This window comes from Treponema rectale (assembly GCF_014202035.1).
Lineage (GTDB): Bacteria > Spirochaetota > Spirochaetia > Treponematales > Treponemataceae > Treponema_D > Treponema_D rectale.
This window is the reverse complement of record NZ_JACHFR010000001.1, coordinates 517,369-535,329: the sequence shown is the minus strand read 5'-3', so window position 1 is coordinate 535,329 and position 17,961 is coordinate 517,369. Positions and strand designations below refer to the sequence as shown.

The 17,961-nt window shown below is 39.8% G+C and carries 16 protein-coding genes and 1 tRNA gene; 4 read left to right on the top strand and 13 right to left on the bottom strand.

What is annotated here, in order from left to right:
* Window positions 1-3 precede the first annotated feature (3 nt).
* Entirely contained in the window at window positions 4-2,793 is a 2,790-nt protein-coding gene (secA, locus tag HNP77_RS02255) for a preprotein translocase subunit SecA (RefSeq protein ID WP_184651535.1), read from the top strand.
* Between the two features lie 77 nt (window positions 2,794-2,870).
* Here secA and lepB read toward each other — a convergent pair whose 3' ends face one another.
* Window positions 2,871-4,721, bottom strand: a complete 1,851-nt coding sequence (gene lepB, locus HNP77_RS02250) for a signal peptidase I (RefSeq protein ID WP_184651534.1) — start codon at window positions 4,719-4,721, stop codon at window positions 2,871-2,873.
* A gap of 48 nt (window positions 4,722-4,769) precedes the next feature.
* On the opposite strand from lepB, the gene HNP77_RS02245 reads away from it, so the two are divergent.
* The gene (locus tag HNP77_RS02245; RefSeq protein WP_184651533.1) at window positions 4,770-5,120 is read left to right on the top strand and encodes an Hpt domain-containing protein; all 351 of its coding nucleotides are present in this window, start codon (window positions 4,770-4,772) and stop codon (window positions 5,118-5,120) included.
* A 1-nt stretch (window position 5,121) separates the two neighbouring features.
* Window positions 5,122-5,901 (top strand): class I SAM-dependent methyltransferase, encoded by a 780-nt coding sequence (locus HNP77_RS02240; RefSeq protein ID WP_184651532.1) that lies wholly within the window; start codon window positions 5,122-5,124, stop codon window positions 5,899-5,901.
* On the opposite strand, the gene HNP77_RS02235 is transcribed toward HNP77_RS02240, so the two are convergent.
* Window positions 5,874-6,653, bottom strand: coding sequence for a TatD family hydrolase (locus tag HNP77_RS02235; RefSeq protein ID WP_184651531.1), 780 nt, complete (start codon window positions 6,651-6,653; stop codon window positions 5,874-5,876). The two genes, HNP77_RS02240 and HNP77_RS02235, sit on opposite strands and share 28 nt — an antisense overlap.
* Window positions 6,654-6,703: 50 nt before the next feature.
* Here HNP77_RS02235 and HNP77_RS02230 point away from each other — a divergent pair, with 50 nt between their 5' ends.
* Window positions 6,704-6,922, top strand: coding sequence for a hypothetical protein (locus HNP77_RS02230; RefSeq protein WP_184651530.1), 219 nt, complete (start codon window positions 6,704-6,706; stop codon window positions 6,920-6,922).
* A 3-nt stretch (window positions 6,923-6,925) separates the two neighbouring features.
* Here HNP77_RS02230 and miaA read toward each other — a convergent pair whose 3' ends face one another.
* From miaA to folK, 11 genes are all read right to left on the bottom strand, one after another.
* Window positions 6,926-7,912: a tRNA (adenosine(37)-N6)-dimethylallyltransferase MiaA gene (gene miaA / locus HNP77_RS02225; RefSeq protein ID WP_246428837.1), complete on the bottom strand. Its 987-nt coding sequence runs from the start codon at window positions 7,910-7,912 to the stop codon at window positions 6,926-6,928.
* On the bottom strand, window positions 7,897-9,150 hold the full coding sequence (locus HNP77_RS02220; RefSeq protein ID WP_184651528.1) for a class I SAM-dependent rRNA methyltransferase: 1,254 nt from the start codon (window positions 9,148-9,150) through the stop codon (window positions 7,897-7,899). Before HNP77_RS02220 ends, miaA begins: the two co-directional genes overlap by 16 nt.
* Before the next feature lie 174 nt (window positions 9,151-9,324).
* Window positions 9,325-9,399: transfer RNA gene (locus tag HNP77_RS02215), tRNA-Arg, on the bottom strand.
* A 64-nt stretch (window positions 9,400-9,463) separates the two neighbouring features.
* A complete protein-coding gene (locus tag HNP77_RS02210) occupies window positions 9,464-10,279 on the bottom strand; it encodes a hypothetical protein (RefSeq protein WP_184651527.1) in 816 nt (271 codons plus the stop codon).
* Window positions 10,280-10,313: 34 nt separating this feature from the next.
* Entirely contained in the window at window positions 10,314-11,099 is a 786-nt protein-coding gene (locus HNP77_RS02205; protein WP_184651526.1) for a tetratricopeptide repeat protein, read from the bottom strand.
* A 79-nt stretch (window positions 11,100-11,178) separates the two neighbouring features.
* On the bottom strand, window positions 11,179-12,720 hold the full coding sequence (locus tag HNP77_RS02200; RefSeq protein WP_184651525.1) for a sigma-54-dependent Fis family transcriptional regulator: 1,542 nt from the start codon (window positions 12,718-12,720) through the stop codon (window positions 11,179-11,181).
* Between the two features lie 20 nt (window positions 12,721-12,740).
* Window positions 12,741-15,098: a 30S ribosomal protein S1 gene (gene rpsA / locus HNP77_RS02195; RefSeq protein ID WP_184651524.1), complete on the bottom strand. Its 2,358-nt coding sequence runs from the start codon at window positions 15,096-15,098 to the stop codon at window positions 12,741-12,743.
* Between the two features lie 27 nt (window positions 15,099-15,125).
* Window positions 15,126-15,869, bottom strand: coding sequence for a pseudouridine synthase (locus tag HNP77_RS02190; protein ID WP_425506729.1), 744 nt, complete (start codon window positions 15,867-15,869; stop codon window positions 15,126-15,128).
* Window positions 15,870-15,873: 4 nt separating this feature from the next.
* Complete coding sequence (scpB, locus tag HNP77_RS02185) at window positions 15,874-16,416, bottom strand: SMC-Scp complex subunit ScpB (RefSeq protein ID WP_184651983.1); 543 nt, start codon at window positions 16,414-16,416, stop codon at window positions 15,874-15,876.
* Between the two features lie 200 nt (window positions 16,417-16,616).
* Window positions 16,617-17,402: a segregation and condensation protein A gene (locus HNP77_RS02180; RefSeq protein ID WP_184651522.1), complete on the bottom strand. Its 786-nt coding sequence runs from the start codon at window positions 17,400-17,402 to the stop codon at window positions 16,617-16,619.
* A 25-nt stretch (window positions 17,403-17,427) separates the two neighbouring features.
* Complete coding sequence (gene folK / locus HNP77_RS02175; RefSeq protein ID WP_184651521.1) at window positions 17,428-17,961, bottom strand: 2-amino-4-hydroxy-6-hydroxymethyldihydropteridine diphosphokinase; 534 nt, start codon at window positions 17,959-17,961, stop codon at window positions 17,428-17,430.

Here is a 17,961-nt window from a genome sequence, read left to right as displayed (position 1 = left end):
ATTATGTTTGATAAGTTACTTACACTGATTTTCGGTTCACAAAATGAACGCGATGTAAAAGCCCTCAGACCTGTGGTTGCTGAGATTGAAAAACGTGAAGCATGGGCTCAGTCCTTTACGGATGACCAGTTTCCGGAACAGACTAAAATTTTAAAAGAACGCCTTTCTAAGGGTGAAACCCTTGACGATATCCTTATAGATGCATTTGCCCTTGCCAGAGAAGCTGCAAAAAGAGTTTTAGGCGAAAGAGCCTATCCGTGCCAGCTTATGGGTTCCCTCGTATTGAATTCCGGACGCATCACTGAAATGAAAACCGGAGAAGGTAAAACCCTCATGTGCGTCTGTGCCGCATACCTTAATTCTTTAAGCGGAAAAGGAGTCCACATCGTTACCGTAAACGACTACCTTGCAGAACGCGACAGCCAGTGGATGGGACGGGTATACCGCTTCCTCGGACAGAGCGTCGGCTGCATTCTCAGCAACATGGACTATGAAGCCCGCAAAGCAGCCTATGCCTGCGACCTTACCTACGGAACAAACAATGAACTTGGCTTTGACTATCTCCGTGACAACATGCAGGTTGATGCAAGCCGTAAAGTTCAGAGGGGATTCAACTTCTGTATCGTTGACGAAATCGACTCCATACTCATAGATGAAGCAAGAACTCCTCTCATCATTTCCGGTCAGGGTGAAGATGATACATACAAGTATCACGAAGTTGATAAATACGTTGATCAGTTTGAGGAAATGGAAAAGGACCCTAAGACCAAGGATTATCCGGATGAAGTCCAGATGTTGCCTGAAGAAAGGGCTGCCCTTAAAGGGGACTACAAAATTGATGAAAAATCGAAGCGCATTTCTTTCACTGACAAAGGAATGAACAAGATCAACGACATCCTTCACAAACATGGACTTATCGCGGAAGGAACAAGTGTTTTTGATGAAGAAAACTTTGAATACGTACACTATTTTACACAGGCCCTGCGTGCTCATGTTCTCTATCATGAAGATGTTGACTATGTAGTCCGTGACGGTCAGGTTCAGATTGTAGACGAATTTACCGGACGCATTCTTGAAGGAAGACGTTACGGTGACGGTCTCCACCAGGCAATCGAAGCAAAAGAACACCTTAAGATTGCACAGCGCAACAGAACCCTTGCTACCATAACCTTCCAGAACTTCTTCCGCATGTACGACAAGCTTTCCGGAATGACCGGTACAGCCCAGACAGAAGCTGTGGAATTCAGCAGAATCTATAATCTCGATGTTGTTGCTATACCGACAAACAAGCCTGTAGCACGCATTGATGAAAATGATGAAGTTTACCTCAATGAAGATGCAAAATGGAATGCCATCGTAAAGGAAATCGAGGAAGCTCATAAAAAAGGACAGCCGGTTCTTGTAGGTACGATATCCGTAGAAAAATCAGAGCATCTTTCTGCCCTCCTTACCCGAAAAGGCATCAGGCATGAAGTCCTCAATGCAAAGAACCACGCAAGGGAAGCCCTTATCATCGCAGAAGCCGGAGCAAAAGGTTCCGTTACAGTAGCTACAAACATGGCCGGACGCGGTACAGACATTAAACTTGGCGGCTCACCTGAAATGAGGGCACGCAAGAGAGCCGGTACAGGAGCAACTCAGGAACAGTATGAGGCAGCACTGGCAATAGAAAAGGAACAGTGGCAGAAAGATTATGAGGAAGTTAAAAACCTCGGCGGTCTTTATGTCATCGGTTCTGAAAGACATGAATCAAGACGTATTGACAACCAGCTCAGAGGACGTTCAGGACGTCAGGGAGATCCGGGAAGAAGTAAGTTCTATATTTCCATGGATGATGACCTCATGAGGCTTTTCGGCGGAGAACGCATGAAAAAAATCATGGCCGGTATCGGCATGAAGGATGATGAACCTATCAATCACCCTTGGCTCAACAAATCAATTGCCCGCGCACAGCATAAAGTTGAAGAACGTAACTTTGAGATCCGTAAAAACCTCCTCGACTATGATGACGTACTTAACAAGCAGCGTTCATTTATCTATGAACAGAGGGATGAAATTCTTCTCGATGAAGATTTAAGCACTCGTGTAATGAATAACGCCCGTGATAAAGTTTCAGAAATATTTGAAATTTATGAATCCGAGCGCAGAGGTTCTAAAGACGGTTCTGCAGAAAACGCACTTGCAGAAAACCTTAAGAATACATTCGGTCTTGAATTCGAAACTGTTCCAACCGATGAAGAAACCGTCATTGCCGCCCTGCAGAATGATATAACACAAAAGGAACTTCTTGTAGGCAAGGCAAACCTCAATATGTTCATCAGATACCAGTATGTACAGCGTATCGATAAACAGTGGCTTGACCAGCTTGAATATCTTGATTCCCTCAGAGAAGCCGTTCATCTCCGCTCTTACGGAAGCAAAAATCCTCTTACAGAATATAAGATTGATGGTTTCAACCAGTTTGATGCCATGCTTGACAACATCCGCGATTCAGTTACAAGCAGGATATTTAAGGTTAAAGTTCAGATTCAGCCGGCAGGAATGCAGAGACAGGCTCCTAAAACAATTCAGAATATGAATGCAGAGCATAAAGAAGCTCAGTCTGCAATTACCCCGCAGAGGGCTTTCAATGCACGAGATGCAAGGTCACAGGCAGCAAACAGTGCCATGAAAACCGGCAGACAGGGACAGAATGTAACTATAATGAGAACACTTCCAAAAGTAGGAAGAAACGATCCTTGTCCATGCGGAAGCGGTAAAAAGTATAAGCAGTGTCATGGAAAGAATGCTTAATACTGTTTGTAATTAGTGTAAAAAAAGTATAAAAAATAATCCGCAATGAAAATAAAACTTTTCACTGCGGATTTTTTTTATTTTCTCAATGAACTGCCAGGAAAGCCTATTCTATTTATAGGCCAGAAGCGGAAACTGGCTTTTCCAAGAATCCTGCTGCGATGAACATACTGAGGTTCCAGGTTAGACATATAACGGATAGAATATTCATCAAATTCTGACAGAGGCTTTTCCGTATGTTCGTAACTATGCCTCATGTCTAAAGAATTATACCTGTTGTCTCCCATCATAAAATAACAGTCTTCCGGTATGTACTTTCTTTCCGAACCATTATTTGCAGGGAACAGTCCCATATTTCTCTGATCCATAAAAAGTATGTAATTGCAAAGTTTTTCAAGAACGCTAATATTCTCTGTTAAAACAGAAACATTTCCATTAAGTCGGGCAAGCATTATACGGCCTGTTGTAAGTTTCATCATAACGTCAAGCCTCAAAAGTGAATCCGTATACAGATTGCTTCCTGCAAGAGCAGGACCTTCCAGAATAAGCTCACCGTTATCATCAAGTTCCCTATACTCATTAAGATTTGTAAAATTCTTATGCCAGCTGTTCATATAGGCATCAAACCATTCTTTTCCGCCGTCAACCTGTCTGAGTTTTATGACCAGGGATGACAAAAAAGAATTATCGAAAAAATTATTCATTAAAAGTGCTGATGAATCAATAACAGATGAAACATCTCCTTTTACATTTCCACCTGACGCATACCTTGAAAATTCAGCAGAAAGACTCATGCATTCCAATTTTGCACTTTCAAGATCAAGATTCCGTCTGAGCCGTTCTACCTCTTCCGTCATTTCCACCAGGGAATTTTCAATTTGAAGAGCATCAGACAGCGTTATACGCTTCTTATCAAAAATATCTTCTCTTGTAATTCCAGACATTGGAAGCTTTTCTATTTTCAGAATGGATTTATTCAAATCATAAAGTTTTCTGTCAGCAGCAGCATTCCAGCAGGCGTAAGAAGAATCACCTACTGCACTGAAACGGGTTCCGTCCTTTCTTGCATAAAGTTCCCCGTCAACAAGCATAATCTGCTCACCGGGAAGACCTGTTACGCGTTTTACAAGAGGATCAGCCTTTATTTCACCCCTGTCATCAGTATTTATATTCACCAGAGTCAGCGTACACATGTAAACAAACTGACTCATGAATGTCTTTACTTCACTTTTTCTGTCATTTGAATAATGAGGATTGCGGAATACAACAATGTCACCCCTGTCATAGCTTTCGATATACGGCAGTCCGGCACGGCTTAAGGGAAACTTAGGACCGGCAAGAGTTTTAAATACTACGACCCTGTCTTTTACGAGAAATTCCGGAACCATACTTTCTGAAGGAATCTCATAAAGCTGGAATAGAAAAATATTTATAAGGACGATAGTAAATACTGCCTGAATGAGGGCATCAACCCATTCAAGAATTTCTATGCCTATGCGGGCAGCCCCCTGGGGTTTTACAGACGGATGACTCTCATGATAAAGCTTCCAGTTTTCAGAAAGCTTCCATACCCTTTTTTCTGAAAGATAAAAAAGAATTACAAAAGAAAAGACTGTAAGTACAGTCCATACAACAGCCGAAATTATATCTAAAGCAAGATAAACATCAAAATTACCGGCCCTGAGAAGTACAAATGACGTTATAAATACAAAAGGCTCATACTGAAAGAATCTCCTCACCATTCCGATGACAGATGGAGAAGATTCCTTAAAAAGCTTCTTAAAAGAAAACTCATACAGCAGAAAAGTAAATGCAGCAGAAACAGGAAGCGCTGCAACCGACACATCAAAATGAAAAGGTATGCAAAGTAATGTAAAAAAAGTGCTCAAAAAAAGATTGATTACAATCAGACGTCTTAACTTTTCCATAAAAAGATTATAGCAACTTTTTTTTACTTATACTACACTCTGAATATCATGGAAATACTTGATATAGAAGCCGCACTTGAATTTACAGGCGGTGAACCGGAATTTTTCATTGAACTGGCAGAAGCCTTCATTAACGATATTCCCCCTGAAGCTGAAAAACTGCAGCAACTGGAAGCCGAAGATTTATCCAAAGCCGCATCTTATGTCCATTATTACAAAGGTGCTGCCAGACAGCTGGCCGCTCAGAAGCTGAGTCACACAGGTCAGAAACTGGAAGATGTACTCAGAAAAAAAACAGAGGGCGACATATCAAAACTGAATTCAGAATTTCTTGAATGCCATAAAGAAGCTGTGGAAGCATTAAAAAAAGCAGTTGAAGCACTCAGTAAAGGACATTAACATGACGGAACTTGAAAAATACTACAATAAATTTAATGAAGACCACCGTCTCACAACCCGTCATGGAACGGTAGAATTTGAAGTTGCCCTTTACAGAATTACAAAACACCTTGAAATGCTTAATCAGGAAAAAAACAGTATAAAGATTGCAGATATAGGAGCAGGAACAGGAAGGTACAGCATCGCATTAAGCAGAATGGGCTATGACGTTACGGCTGTAGAACTCGTAAAAAACAACCTGAACAAACTCCTTAACAGGCATGAAAAAGTAAAATGCTGGCAGGGAGATGCAAGAAACCTCTCGTTTCTGGACAGTGAAAAATTTGACGTAACTATACTTTTCGGTCCGCTGTATCATCTTCACGGAAAGGAAAAACTAAAAGCACTGAACGAGGCCAAAAGAATTACAAAAAAAGGCGGGCTCATTTTTACTGCACACCTGCTCAATGAATATGCAGTAATTACCTATGGATTCATTCAGGGGAACATACAGAAATGCCTGGAAAACGGTTCCATATCAAAAGAATTTATCTGCAGGGATGAAGAAAACGAACTGTACAGCTACACTTCACTGGAAGACATAAAACAGCTTGATTCCGATGCCGGTCTTATTCAGACAGAAATATTCTCTCCGGACGGACCTTCAGATTACATAAGGCGGGAATTAAATGCTATGGATGAAGAAACCTTCAGGCTGTTCATCGAATACCAGAAAAAGAACTGCCTGAGACCAGAACTTTTAGGAGCGTCCTCTCATATTGTTGACGTCCTCAGAAAATAAGCCTCAGAGAAATTTTCCAGTATAAGTTCTTCCAGGGCTGCAGCTTCGAGAGAAAGATATTTAGCCGCAGCGTCATATACCTTTTTTATATCACTCAACGGCGTAAAATCCTGTTCCCTTAAAGTCATAAAGGGAGCATCAGTTTCCAGCAGAATCCTTTTCCGTTCCAGCGAACACAAACATTCAATACTGCGACGGCTGTTTCGCAGCAGGTTCTTTCCAAATGAAAAATATGCGTTTATCCCATTCGAAAGAAGGGAAGAAGCTTCATTCTTACTAAAACCAAAGCCGTGAAAAATGCAGGAAGGAAGTCTTTTTAAAACCTTCTTATAGAAAAACAGTTCATTTAGAGCTTTTCTATCATGAATAATTACCGGAACATCATATTTTAAAGCAAGTTCAGTACACAGTTCAAAACATTTTTTCTGAAGGATTTCGTTTTTCTTAAAGTATTCATCGTAAAAATCGAATCCGCACTCACCTACAGCAGCTATTTTTCTCTGCATCAGCAGTTTTTCCAGAAAGTCTGCATATTCCGGAACAGGATTCTGGGGATGAATGCCAAAAGCTTCATAAATGCAAAAACCTTCATTTTTTAATAAAGAAACCCTGTCATGCTGTACAAAATACTCTTCAGGGCTATGAGCGCAGGTAACACCGTAAAAAGAGGAACCGGAAGTCCACAATTCAGTCTGCTTCTCAATGGAAGGAATAAGATGAAAATGTGCATCACAAAATAAAGGTCTAAACATTTTTTTTTATTCTCCGAAAATAAAAGTACCATGTTTTAAGGAGTATGCAAATGGAAAGTTACACATTAAAAAGCATAGGCAAATCAACTGATTACATGACAATCACCCGCGAAACAGAGGAAGGATACGCAGTACGTATCGTTCGGGACAAAGACGGTTACAACGAAATCACAAACGACTTCATCTCGAAGGCATTATTTGAAAGCTGTCTCAGGACCGGCTACATCGAAAAAATAGCAAATCCTGAAGAAATTGCAATCGGAGCATAAAAACTAGGATTTTTGAATCCCTGAGTTTTTAAGTATTTCCAGTGCGTTACTGAACCGAGTTTCTTTATCAGTAACTTCAGGAAGCCAGTGTATAGTAACGCCTTTTTTTTCCATTCCACGGAACCATGTTTCCTGTCTTTTGGCAAACTGGCAGATTGCATGATACAGAGAAGATGTCATCTGTTCTTCTGTAGGAATTTTTTTCTGAAGATAGTCACTTATATAACGGTATTCCAGCCCAAGTTTATCCAGCCGTTCCCAACTGTATCCTTCATCATGAAGTCTTTTAACTTCATCAATCATACCGTTACGGATGCGTTCATTTAAGCGGATAAGAATATTATTTCGTAAAACCGGACGTTCCAGTGTCGTACCGATTACCAGCACATTTAACTCCGGTCTCTTCGGAAGTTTTTTTCTTAATTCTTCACATTCAGGGCTTTTCATGAAGGTTTCTATCTCTATGGCCCTTACAACCCTCTCCCTTATCAGAAGATCACTTTTATTATGAAGGTTTGGTTTTAATTTAAGCAAAATAGAATCAAGTTCTTCCAGAGACTTTTCAGAAAGTTCCTTTCGAAGCTCTTTATTTTCCTCTACAGGTACAAAATCATATCCCCGTATTATGGAATCAACATACATTCCTGTTCCGCCACAAACAAAAGCAATTTTATTTTTGGAATTAATGTCTCTGAAAAGCTCATAAAAATCACTCTGAAAATTAAACACATTATACTCAGTATCCAAAGTAGTTACGTCTATCAGGTGATACTGAATACTTTTTTTTGTTATACTTCCGTCAGGATTCTTTTTCTCAACAACATATTCATCAAGGTCTTTTCCGCTTCCAAGATCCAGTCCTTTATAAACCTGCCGGCAGTCAGCAGATATAATATCCCAGTCAAAATAATCTGCTAAAGAAACAGCAAGAGAAGTTTTTCCTACGGCAGTCGGTCCTAAAAGGACAACACAATTTACAGGACTCTGCATATTGCACATTTTAAATATTCACTTTTTGGATAACCGGAAAGAACAGGATGATCAGGAGCTGCTCCCCGTTTCTGCAGAATCTGAACCTTCTTATGACTGTCCTTTGCTGCATGCATGACCATTGAATAAAAATTATTCTCATCAAAATAATGAGAACATGAACAGGTAATAAGGATTCCACCTTCATTTAAAAGCCTCATGGCACGAAGATTTATTTCTTTATAGCCGCCATATGCTTTCTGAATGAGTTTTGCACTTTTTGTAAATGCAGGAGGATCAAGAATTATTACATCGAATTTTTCTCCATCTGCTTCATATTTTTTCAACAGATCAAATACATCAGCACAAACTGCTTTCATCTTTTCCTGAGCGCCGTTAATGGTTATATTTCGATTAACCATATCAACAGCTTCCTGAGAAATATCAACGCTGATTACTTCCCTTGCTCCGGCTTTATATGCATTTAATCCGAAAGCTCCTGTATGGGTAAAAGTATCCAGAACCTTTTTTCCTTTACAGTAACGGGCAGCTTCTCTTCTATTGAATTTCTGATCAAGAAAATACCCGGTCTTCTGGCCTCTGGCAATATCAACTTCAAGAAAAATTCCATTTTCCTCGATTTTTATTACTTCACTTCCGGTCCTGCCAATCCATCCGGCACGCTCTTCAAGGCCTTCTTTTTCCCTGATTGAGGCATCACTGCGCTCATAAACCGCATAGGGCTTTACAGTCTCTTCCAGGGCATCAAGCAGTTCTTTTCTAAAGACTTCACAGGCAAGGGCAAGGAACTGAACTACAAGATAAACCTTTCCATCAGAATAAAACCTTTCAACTATAAATCCCGGAATAAAATCAGCTTCTCCAAAAATGAGGCGATAGCTGTCAGTTTCAGAAAAATTAACGCGGCGAATATTAAGGGCATTCAAAACGACATTTTTCCAGTAGGCAGCCGGATTTTCTAAAATTCTGTCGGCGTGTTCACTGCCTATCATCCTTACAGTTATCTTTGATGTACGGTTGATCACACCGGTACCAAGAAACCCTCCGGCAGCAGCATAAACTTCCACTACATCTCCGTCCTTTACCAAACAATCCTTCAGGGAAGATGTTTTTACTGATTTCGAATTCTTATCATAAAATTTTACAGAATTTATTTCATTATCATATACCCAGGGAAACCCCTGAGAAATTTCCAGATCCTCTTTTGGATTTAAAAAAACACGAGTTACATCGTTCATATAATTCTCCGAATACTTAAAGGCTGATTTTACACCACAGGAAATGCATTATAAACATAAAAAAAACATTACTCAATACAATACGAATAACACTGCCGTTACATATTTGCAGCATGTTTTTACAAAGAACAAAAAAAAAGATCTAAATCTTTACATAATAAAGACTTAGATCAATGACACTTGCCTGGCTCGAACAGGCGACCCTCTGCTTAGAAGGCAGATGCTCTAATCCAGCTGAGCTAAAGTGCCATGGCAAAGATATTACTACAAAGTAATTTTTGTTTCAATAGGTGTCTGAAAAAATTTACCAGAGTTAGTCTTCATAATCACTTTCATATATGGCAACAGAACCTAAAAAAGCAACCTGACTGTAAGACTTACTGAGAGATTCATCCTGACCTACAGAAATGGCGTACATATCAACATACCAGGTTCCCTCACTTGAAGCAGATGTATTTAAATAAACATCAGGATCACCTGACACAGGAACAGGATTTTCATCAGAAGAGGAATCCGCAGAATTAAAATTAAACCCGTGCTTTACATTTGCACCATCTTTACGCTTCGGAACAACAACAGTTCCATCTGCAAGCTTGACGGCATAATTGCTGTCATATGAAGAAAGGAGCTCGCTGCCGACACATATTGAGGCTTTATAAGCTTCTTCATCACCATAATCATTAAGACGGATGTATACATAACGGCTTGAACCGGAACTTTCAATGGTAGGATCAGGATCATAACTTACGGCACTGAAGCCTAAAACCTGATACTCGTAGGAAGAAATAATCTTATCCGCTGCTGCTGTATAATTAGTACTGCTGTTAAGGGTAGATACAGCATCTTCCCGGGTTTTCATTTCCGTATAACTATTATAAATCTTGTAATAAATATAAGTTCCTAAAAACTTAAAGGTTCCCTGATCCGTATTATTGTCACCATCTTCCTTAGTTCTGAAAGAAAAATAAAACTGCAGCGGATCTGAAGATGAGTAAATAGGCTCATGCTCTACATTCGGCGGATCAAGATAATAATAAGTTTCAAGACCACAGGAAGAGAAAAAAAAGAGCCCCATTCCAAAAAGTACAAGCAAAACTCTGATTAAATAAACGCCTACACTTCTTTTCATGGAGCTATCTTAAAATATAAATATTGTATTTAACTTAATTCTTTCCGTTTACAGAAAGCCTGATAATGCTTGACTGTGCAAGATTTGCCCATTCATCATCATACTTATCAACAACTTCCTGATAAACTTTCACTGCACCTGAATAATCTTCTGAAAGTTCCTTAGCCATTGCAAAGCGGAACATATCATGAGATGCAAGAATATATCCCTTCACAGATGAAGCTTTTTCAAAATAAGAAGCAGCATCTGCATATTTTCCAAGTTCAAGGGCGCAGGATCCGGCATTTGAATAGCAGGCAGGATATGTATATGCCTTAACGTCTTTTTCTGCAGCAGCAAGATAACAGTCCTGAGCACTAAGATAATCCTTAGCAGCATAATGAATTTCTGCAGCAAGAAGATTTGCGCGTACGCCTACTACACCAGATTCAGATACATATGAACCAAGTGCCTCGATAGCTTTTGCAGCGGCAGCAGCAAGTTCATCACTTTTTGCAGCTTTCTCTTCTTCTGTAAGTTCTTTTACAGCCGGTTCTCCTTCATCCTCTGAAGCTTCTTCCTTAACTGTATATTTTGATTCAACAGCAGCAACATCCTCGATATAAGATGTTTCTACAGAATAAATTGCTGCAAGGGCATCATTCTTTTCCTTATTCCTTAACAGAACAACTGTACATACAGCTACGGCAGCAACAACTACAGCCGCAAAGGAAACAAGTATAATCTTGCGGTATTTTGAAATGAATGACTCTACCTTCTGAGCAGAATCCCCTGTATTTTCTTTGTTTGACTTCTTAAGAGTAAGAACTGTTTCAGACATTTTTTTCTCCAATATATATTTAGAAACGTACTATATATCAAATATAGATATTTGTCAAAACCTAAACTTATGGCACCGTTCAGACACGCTTTATATCAAGCTCATTCAGAAGACGGGAAACATATGTTCTCTGAATTCCAAGCCTTCTGGCTGCTTCCGTCTGATTCCAGTTGGATTTTATTAAAACTTTGGTTATATATTCTTTCTTAAATTCATTTACGGCATCTTTTAATTCAAGTCCGGAATCAAAAAGAACTGAAGTTCCACATGAACTTTCCTGAGTCTCATGCCTGTCCAGACCTGTTGGAAGATGAAGGTCAGAAGGTTCAATATACGGAGGCGTTCCTAAAATGCAGGCCCTTTCTACAGCATTTTCCAGTTCGCGGATATTACCCGGCCAGTAATATGAATTTATAGCCTCCATAGCTGCTTCTGAAAAGCCCTTAAAATCCTTTCCGGCTTCCATCCTGAATTTTTCAAGAAAGTGCTGGCTTAAAACCTCTAAATCCTCTTTTCTGTCACGCAGCGGAGGAACGTTAATAGGAACTACATTCAGACGGAAATACAAATCACTTCTAAATGAACCGTTTTCCACCATTTCTTCAAGATTACGGTTTGTTGCAGCAATAACCCTTACATTGACGCTGATTGTCTCACTGGAACCTACCCGCTCAAACTTTCTCTCCTGAAGTACGCGAAGAAGCTTTACCTGAAGATCCAGGGGAAGTTCACCAATTTCATCAAGAAATATAGTTCCACCGTCTGCAGCTTCAAAACGTCCCATATGATTGCTTACGGCATCCGTAAAAGCACCTTTTACATGACCAAAGAGTTCACTCTCCAGAAGTGTCGGAGAAAGAGCTCCACAGTTTACACGAACAAAAGGCATATCCTTACGGTCACTGCGAAGGTGAACCTGCTCTGCAAAAAGTTCCTTTCCAACTCCACTTTCACCAACAATAAGAACGGAAGAATTCATTTTTGCAACAGAATCAAGAACCTTAAGTATGTCAAGAACGGCAGGACTTTTGGCAACAAAAGAATGATACTCCGTACCATTCTTAAATGAATGCTGCATCTGATCAATCTGATCCATCTTTCCACGATAGTCAGAAAGATTTCTATATGCAACAGAAGCCTGCATTCCTATAAGCTCAAGAACATCCAGATCTTCCTGTGTAAAATCCTGGTTATCTGATTTATTTAGAACCTCTATGACGGCAACACTCCGTCCGTTTACAACGACAGGATAAGCCATCATATTTCTAGTTATGTAATTTGTGGAATTCTGAACGTAAGGATTAAAACGTTCATCATCGATAGCACTGTTTACAATCTGAGGTTCCATATGTTCTGCAACCCAGCCGGCAATGCTTTCTTTTTCGACATGAATTTTTTTTACTTCTGCACCTTTAGGACCAAGAACATCATCAAAAGTAAGACTTCCATCTTCCTGGTTTACGGTTAAAACAGAAGCAGCTTCACACGAAAGCACGGTCTTTACAGACTCAAGGATTACGCTAAGGAGTTTCCTCGGACTTTCATATGAAGCTGATATTCTGGTATTTGCGTAAATGAGTGTCTTTAATCTGTCAATAAAATTTACTTCTAAATCACTCATCTACGATACACTTAAGGCTCTTATTTATCTTCTGACTGATCTTTCAAACTGTCACCGATAGTATAAGCTCCATCATCATCATTGTTTGATGACATGTACTGAGAAATTTCAGCACGAGCCTGAGCCTTCTTATATTCTCTTACAGAGAAGCCTACCTTCTCGCGTTCAACATCAACAGAAACAACGTAAACATTTACCTTGTCGCCAACGTTATACTTTTTAACAGCTTCTTCGTATGGAGTTTCACGATCTTCACAAAGGTTTACTTTATTTACAAGACCTTCAATTCCACAAGGAGCTTTTACGAAAATACCAAATTCAGTAATAGAAGTTACTTCACCTTCAAGTGTACTTCCAACTTTATTTTCTTCTGCAAAAGCAATCCAAGGATTGTCAGTAAGCTGTTTTACACCAACACGGATTCTGTGATTTTCAGGATCACATTCAATTACAACAACATCCAGCTGCTGGTCAACTTTGATTTCACTGCCAGGATGCTTAACTTTCTTTGTCCATGAAAGATCTTCACCGGCAAGGAAGGCATCAATTCCCTCTTCAAGCTGAACGAATGCACCGCTGTTTGTAATCTTAACAACTTTACCGTTTACTTTTGTTCCAACAGGATACTTTTCTGAAATTGTATCCCAAGGATTTGCAGTAACCTGCTTAAGACCAATTGAAACACGGCCGGCCTGGATATCATAACCCAATACCATGCATTCAACTTCGTCCCCTTCTTTTACCATGTCAGAAGGCTTATTAATTTTCTTAGTCCAGCTGAATTCAGAGATATGTGCAAGACCTTCAATTCCTTCTTCAAGTTCAATGAATGCACCGAAATCAGTAAGCTTTGTTACTTTTCCCTTTACGATATCATTAACATGATACTTTTCCTCGAAGTGCATCCAAGGATCTTCAGTGAAATGCTTGAGAGAAAGATTAATTCTCTTTCCTTCCTGATCAAGACGAATAACCTTAAGTTCAATTTCCTGACCTTTCTTTACAAAATCCTTAGGACGGGTAACATGACCCCAAGACATATCATTAATGTGGAGAAGACCGTCAAAACCACCAAGATCAATGAAAGCACCGAAGCTTGTGAACGATTTTACGACACCTTTTACAGTATCACCGATTTTTACTTCGTTAAAGAACTTTTCACGGTTAACGTTCATCTGTTCTTCAAGATACTTGCGGCGATTAACAACAACATTGCGCTTGCCGTTTGAATAAAGGCGTTCAACATAGAACTTACCTTTAAGACCTACAAGTTTTTCTTCTTTTTCTACTTTCTGGCTGTCTGCCTGGCTAATTGGAAGGAATGCACTGATTCCACCTCCAAGATTAACCATATATCCACCCTTAGTAACGGAAGAAATAGTTCCGTCTACAGGTTCTTTCTTTTCAAATGCAACCTTAAATTCATCCCAAAGCCTTCTTTCGTCAGCCTTGATCTTTGAAACTTCTGGACCATACTTTCCAAACTGATTCACAAGATAAACAGTAATTACATCGCCAACTGACGGTAATTCTCCGGCAAATTCAGATACAGGAATCTTTCCTTCTGACTTGCAGTTTACGTCCACGAATACGAGGTCATCAGTAACCTGAACTACAGTACCCTGAACATTTGATCCATTTTCAACAGGTTCCATCTTGTTGATAGATGCTTCCAATTGTGTGTGAATGTCGTCGGAACCATTTCCAACATTCTGTACCACTTCCTTCTGTTCCATAGCAAACCCTTTATGTTTTATTTTGTTTTCGATTATTGCACAAACCTCATCAATGGTCAAGTTAGATGTATCAACATAGACCGCATCAGGTGCCTGTTTAAGAGAACCTTCTGCCTTATTTCTGTCCATTTTGTCCCGTTCGATGATTGCATTTTTTATTTCTTCAAGTGTAAGACTGCTTACTCCCTGATCAAAGCGGCGCTGTGCCTGAACATCAATGCTGGCATCAAGATAAAACTTATATTCCGCATCAGGAAAAACCACCGTAGTCATGTCACGGCCTTCACAGATAATGCTGAGGGACTTTACAATCTGCCTCATGCGTTCATTCACCATGTGACGGAGTTCTACAACAGCAGAAACTTTTGAAACATTTGCATCAACCTTATCCTGATGAAGAAGGTCGTCCACATCCTTTCCGTTAAGAATAAGGCGGGCATTCACATAATCAAGCTTCTGTTTTTTAGCAAAAGCAACTACAGCTTCAGAATCATCAATATTTACCCCTGCATCAAGAAGTGCGAGCGTAAGGGCACGATAAAAACTTCCACTGTTCAGATAAACAATTCCTAAATCCTCAGCTACCCTGTGGGCAACTGTACTTTTACCGGTTCCTGCCGGTCCGTCGATGGCGATTACCATTTTATCTCCTATATGAATCAGGAATAATCAATATTCCTGAAAACTAGCCGACTTAAACTTTTTTCCTTCATTATGGCAGAGGCTTAAAAGGGTCTTTACTTCCTGAGCCGTAAGTTCCCTGAACTGTCCGAACTGAAGTTCTCCAACCCCTACGCTTCCAATGCGGATTCTCATAAGGCTTCTTATTCCAACCTGGCGGTCTTCAAAAACCCTTCGGATTTCACGGTTTTTTCCCTCTACAAGAACAATCCTCATGCGGTGACTGTTAAGTTCAACAGCCTGCTTGCAGCGGTAAAAAACATTATCTATACGGATTCCCTTCATAAAATCTTCTGCCAGTCCGCGGGGAAGACTCGTACTCGTATCAACTATATATTCCTTTTCAAGTTCAGCAGACGGATGGGAAAGCCTTGCAGCAAAATCCCCGTCATTCGTAAAAATAATAAGTCCGCTGGAAAACATATCAAGACGGCCTACATTATAAAGGCGCTCAGAATAAGTTTCCTTCAGAAGATCTGCGGCTACAGGCCGGTCCTTTTCATCTGCCAGGGAACATACATACCCCTGAGGTTTATTCAGCAGCACGTAGCGCTTAGTTTCTTCCAGATGTATTTCCTTTCCGTCAACAAGAACGACATCACCGGGAGCAACTTTTGTTCCCAGTTCCGTTACGACCTGTGAATTTACCTGTACCCTTCCCTCAAGAATAATTGCCTCACTGGCGCGACGGCTTGCCACACCACAGCGGGCCATATACTGCTGTAAACGCATAATACTATCTTGCAAGTTCAATAAACCTCTCGTTTTCTTTTTCATCAAGCTGCGGTAATTCACTAATACTCTGCAAATGGAAAAATTCAAGGAATTCTTTAGTAGTTCCGTACAGAGTAGGTTTACCAGGAATATCTTTTTTTCCGACTTCCTTTATAAAATTACGCTCAAGAAGAATCCTCATCATGTTATCAACGCTTACATGGCGGATACTTTCTATCTCTGCACGGGTAATAGGCTGACTGTATGCAATAATCGAAAGAGTCTCAACGGCAGCCTTACTAAGCTTACCGTCATTTTTCTTGCCGTAACGCTCTTTTACGAAATCAAAGCACTCTTTTTTTGGCGTAAGAATCCAGCCTCCGATTATCTGAGACAGTTCAATTCCCGAATCAGGGGCTGAATATTTTGCCTTAAGATTTTCAAGACATTCTTTTATTACATCAGGTGATAATTTTGTAATTCTGGACAGACTGTCAACATTCTGCGGTTCACTTTCAAGAAAAAGTACTGTTTCAAGCAATGCCGTTTCTCCATCCAGCGTCATGTTTTCGCGCCGGATATCAAGTTCCGTCTGTTCTTCCCTTAAAAGTTCCGTTTCAGATTCTTCTTCATAGGAATCATCATCAGCAGTTTCCTGTTCCGTCTCGTTTTCAGAAACCTGTTTTTCAGATTTTTCTTCCACTGCAGTATTTTCAGCAGCACTTTCTTTATTTTTTTCCAGATTTTCTGATTCGGTAACTTCGCTTACGCTGCCTGCTTCTTCCTGCATATCTTTATGTCTCCAAACATTCTGTTCTGAAATATATCTGCCAGTTTGAGTTTAACGGCCTCTAAGATTGCCATAAATGCACATACAACGTCAAGTTCGTTACCCCGGCGGGTAATAAGGTCAGTAAACATGCATTCACCGTTACGCTCCAGAAGTTCATTCATAAGCGCAATTTTTTCATTCGGTGTAATGCTCTCATTCATATTGATTATCCTGTCGTCCTGAGAAACATTCGTAAGATTCTTAAAAATCTTCTGCATATCCTGAAGAAGAGCCCAGGAATCAACCTTTTCCCACATTGAATCCTCATCATCAAAAGGAAGAAGTCTTTCAATCTTCTTACGCTCAAAGCTCCACTCGCTCTGTTCCTCCTGCTCTTCCATAAGAACCGAAAGCTTCTTGAATTTCTGATACTCAATAAGCTGGGCTACAAGTTCATCACGAGGATCTTCCATGCTTTCGCCTTCTTCATATTTTACTTCAACAGGAAGAAGCATAAGGCTTTTTATATGAACAAGTTTGGATGCCATTGCATAAAAATCACTCAAATCCTGAAGATCAAGTTCCACTGCATAGTCAAGATAATCAAGAAACTGATCTGTAATTTCTGCAATAGGAATGTCATAAATATTTATTTTATTTTCACGTATAAGGCTCAGAAGCAGATCAAGAGGCCCTTCAAAAATACCTGCACTGAATTTCTGACGTCTTGACTGAACATCGTCCGTTACTGATGTTTCTAAAACCTGAGTCTGTTCCATAAAAATGCTCCCTGCTGATTCTGTTTTAAGACCGCTCCAGTACAACTTCCTGAGTCTTCAACAAATCAAGCTGTGTTTTTATATATTCTTTTGAAAATGGAAGACTGTCTTTTAAAAGACAACCCTCAAATTCAATATCGGCATATTTTTTTAAAACTTCATGAAAGGGTGTCAAAACAAAACTTCTTTCAAGAAATTTTTCATGGGGAACGACAAGATTTTCTTCAGAAATTTTTTCTTTTCCGAAAAGTTCAATGTCTATATCCAGAGATCTGCATCCGTAACGAATTTCTTTCGAACGGTCACGCCCGAAAGAAGCCTCAATTCTATGTATTTCATCCAGAAGTTCAAATGCCGTACCCTCATACCAGCCTGCACACACCATGTTATGAAAGTAATCCTGATCTTCATAATACATAGGTTTTGTTACATAGACTGAAGAAAATACAGCATTTTTAAGAACAGACGACAGTGCCCTGCAGGCTTCATCCAGAACTTTTCCGGGAGCAAGATTTTGAAAACCTTTATTTGAGCCAAGACCAAGCACTGTACAAGTCAT

Excerpts from the sequence above, each read along its gene's own strand:
- secA (WP_184651535.1), top strand. The coding sequence starts at position 4 with ATGTTTGATAAGTTACTTACACTGATTTTCGGTTCACAAAATGAACGC.
- lepB (WP_184651534.1), bottom strand. The coding sequence starts at position 4,721 with ATGGAAAAGTTAAGACGTCTGATTGTAATCAATCTTTTTTTGAGCACT.
- HNP77_RS02245 (WP_184651533.1), top strand. The coding sequence starts at position 4,770 with ATGGAAATACTTGATATAGAAGCCGCACTTGAATTTACAGGCGGTGAA.
- HNP77_RS02240 (WP_184651532.1), top strand. The coding sequence starts at position 5,122 with ATGACGGAACTTGAAAAATACTACAATAAATTTAATGAAGACCACCGT.
- HNP77_RS02235 (WP_184651531.1), bottom strand. The coding sequence starts at position 6,653 with ATGTTTAGACCTTTATTTTGTGATGCACATTTTCATCTTATTCCTTCC.
- HNP77_RS02230 (WP_184651530.1), top strand. The coding sequence starts at position 6,704 with ATGGAAAGTTACACATTAAAAAGCATAGGCAAATCAACTGATTACATG.
- miaA (WP_246428837.1), bottom strand. The coding sequence starts at position 7,912 with ATGCAGAGTCCTGTAAATTGTGTTGTCCTTTTAGGACCGACTGCCGTA.
- HNP77_RS02220 (WP_184651528.1), bottom strand. The coding sequence starts at position 9,150 with ATGAACGATGTAACTCGTGTTTTTTTAAATCCAAAAGAGGATCTGGAA.
- HNP77_RS02210 (WP_184651527.1), bottom strand. The coding sequence starts at position 10,279 with ATGAAAAGAAGTGTAGGCGTTTATTTAATCAGAGTTTTGCTTGTACTT.
- HNP77_RS02205 (WP_184651526.1), bottom strand. The coding sequence starts at position 11,099 with ATGTCTGAAACAGTTCTTACTCTTAAGAAGTCAAACAAAGAAAATACA.
- HNP77_RS02200 (WP_184651525.1), bottom strand. The coding sequence starts at position 12,720 with ATGAGTGATTTAGAAGTAAATTTTATTGACAGATTAAAGACACTCATT.
- rpsA (WP_184651524.1), bottom strand. The coding sequence starts at position 15,098 with ATGGTAATCGCCATCGACGGACCGGCAGGAACCGGTAAAAGTACAGTT.
- HNP77_RS02190 (WP_425506729.1), bottom strand. The coding sequence starts at position 15,869 with ATGCGTTTACAGCAGTATATGGCCCGCTGTGGTGTGGCAAGCCGTCGC.
- scpB (WP_184651983.1), bottom strand. The coding sequence starts at position 16,416 with ATGACGCTGGATGGAGAAACGGCATTGCTTGAAACAGTACTTTTTCTT.
- HNP77_RS02180 (WP_184651522.1), bottom strand. The coding sequence starts at position 17,402 with ATGGAACAGACTCAGGTTTTAGAAACATCAGTAACGGACGATGTTCAG.
- folK (WP_184651521.1), bottom strand. The coding sequence starts at position 17,961 with ATGACTTGTACAGTGCTTGGTCTTGGCTCAAATAAAGGTTTTCAAAAT.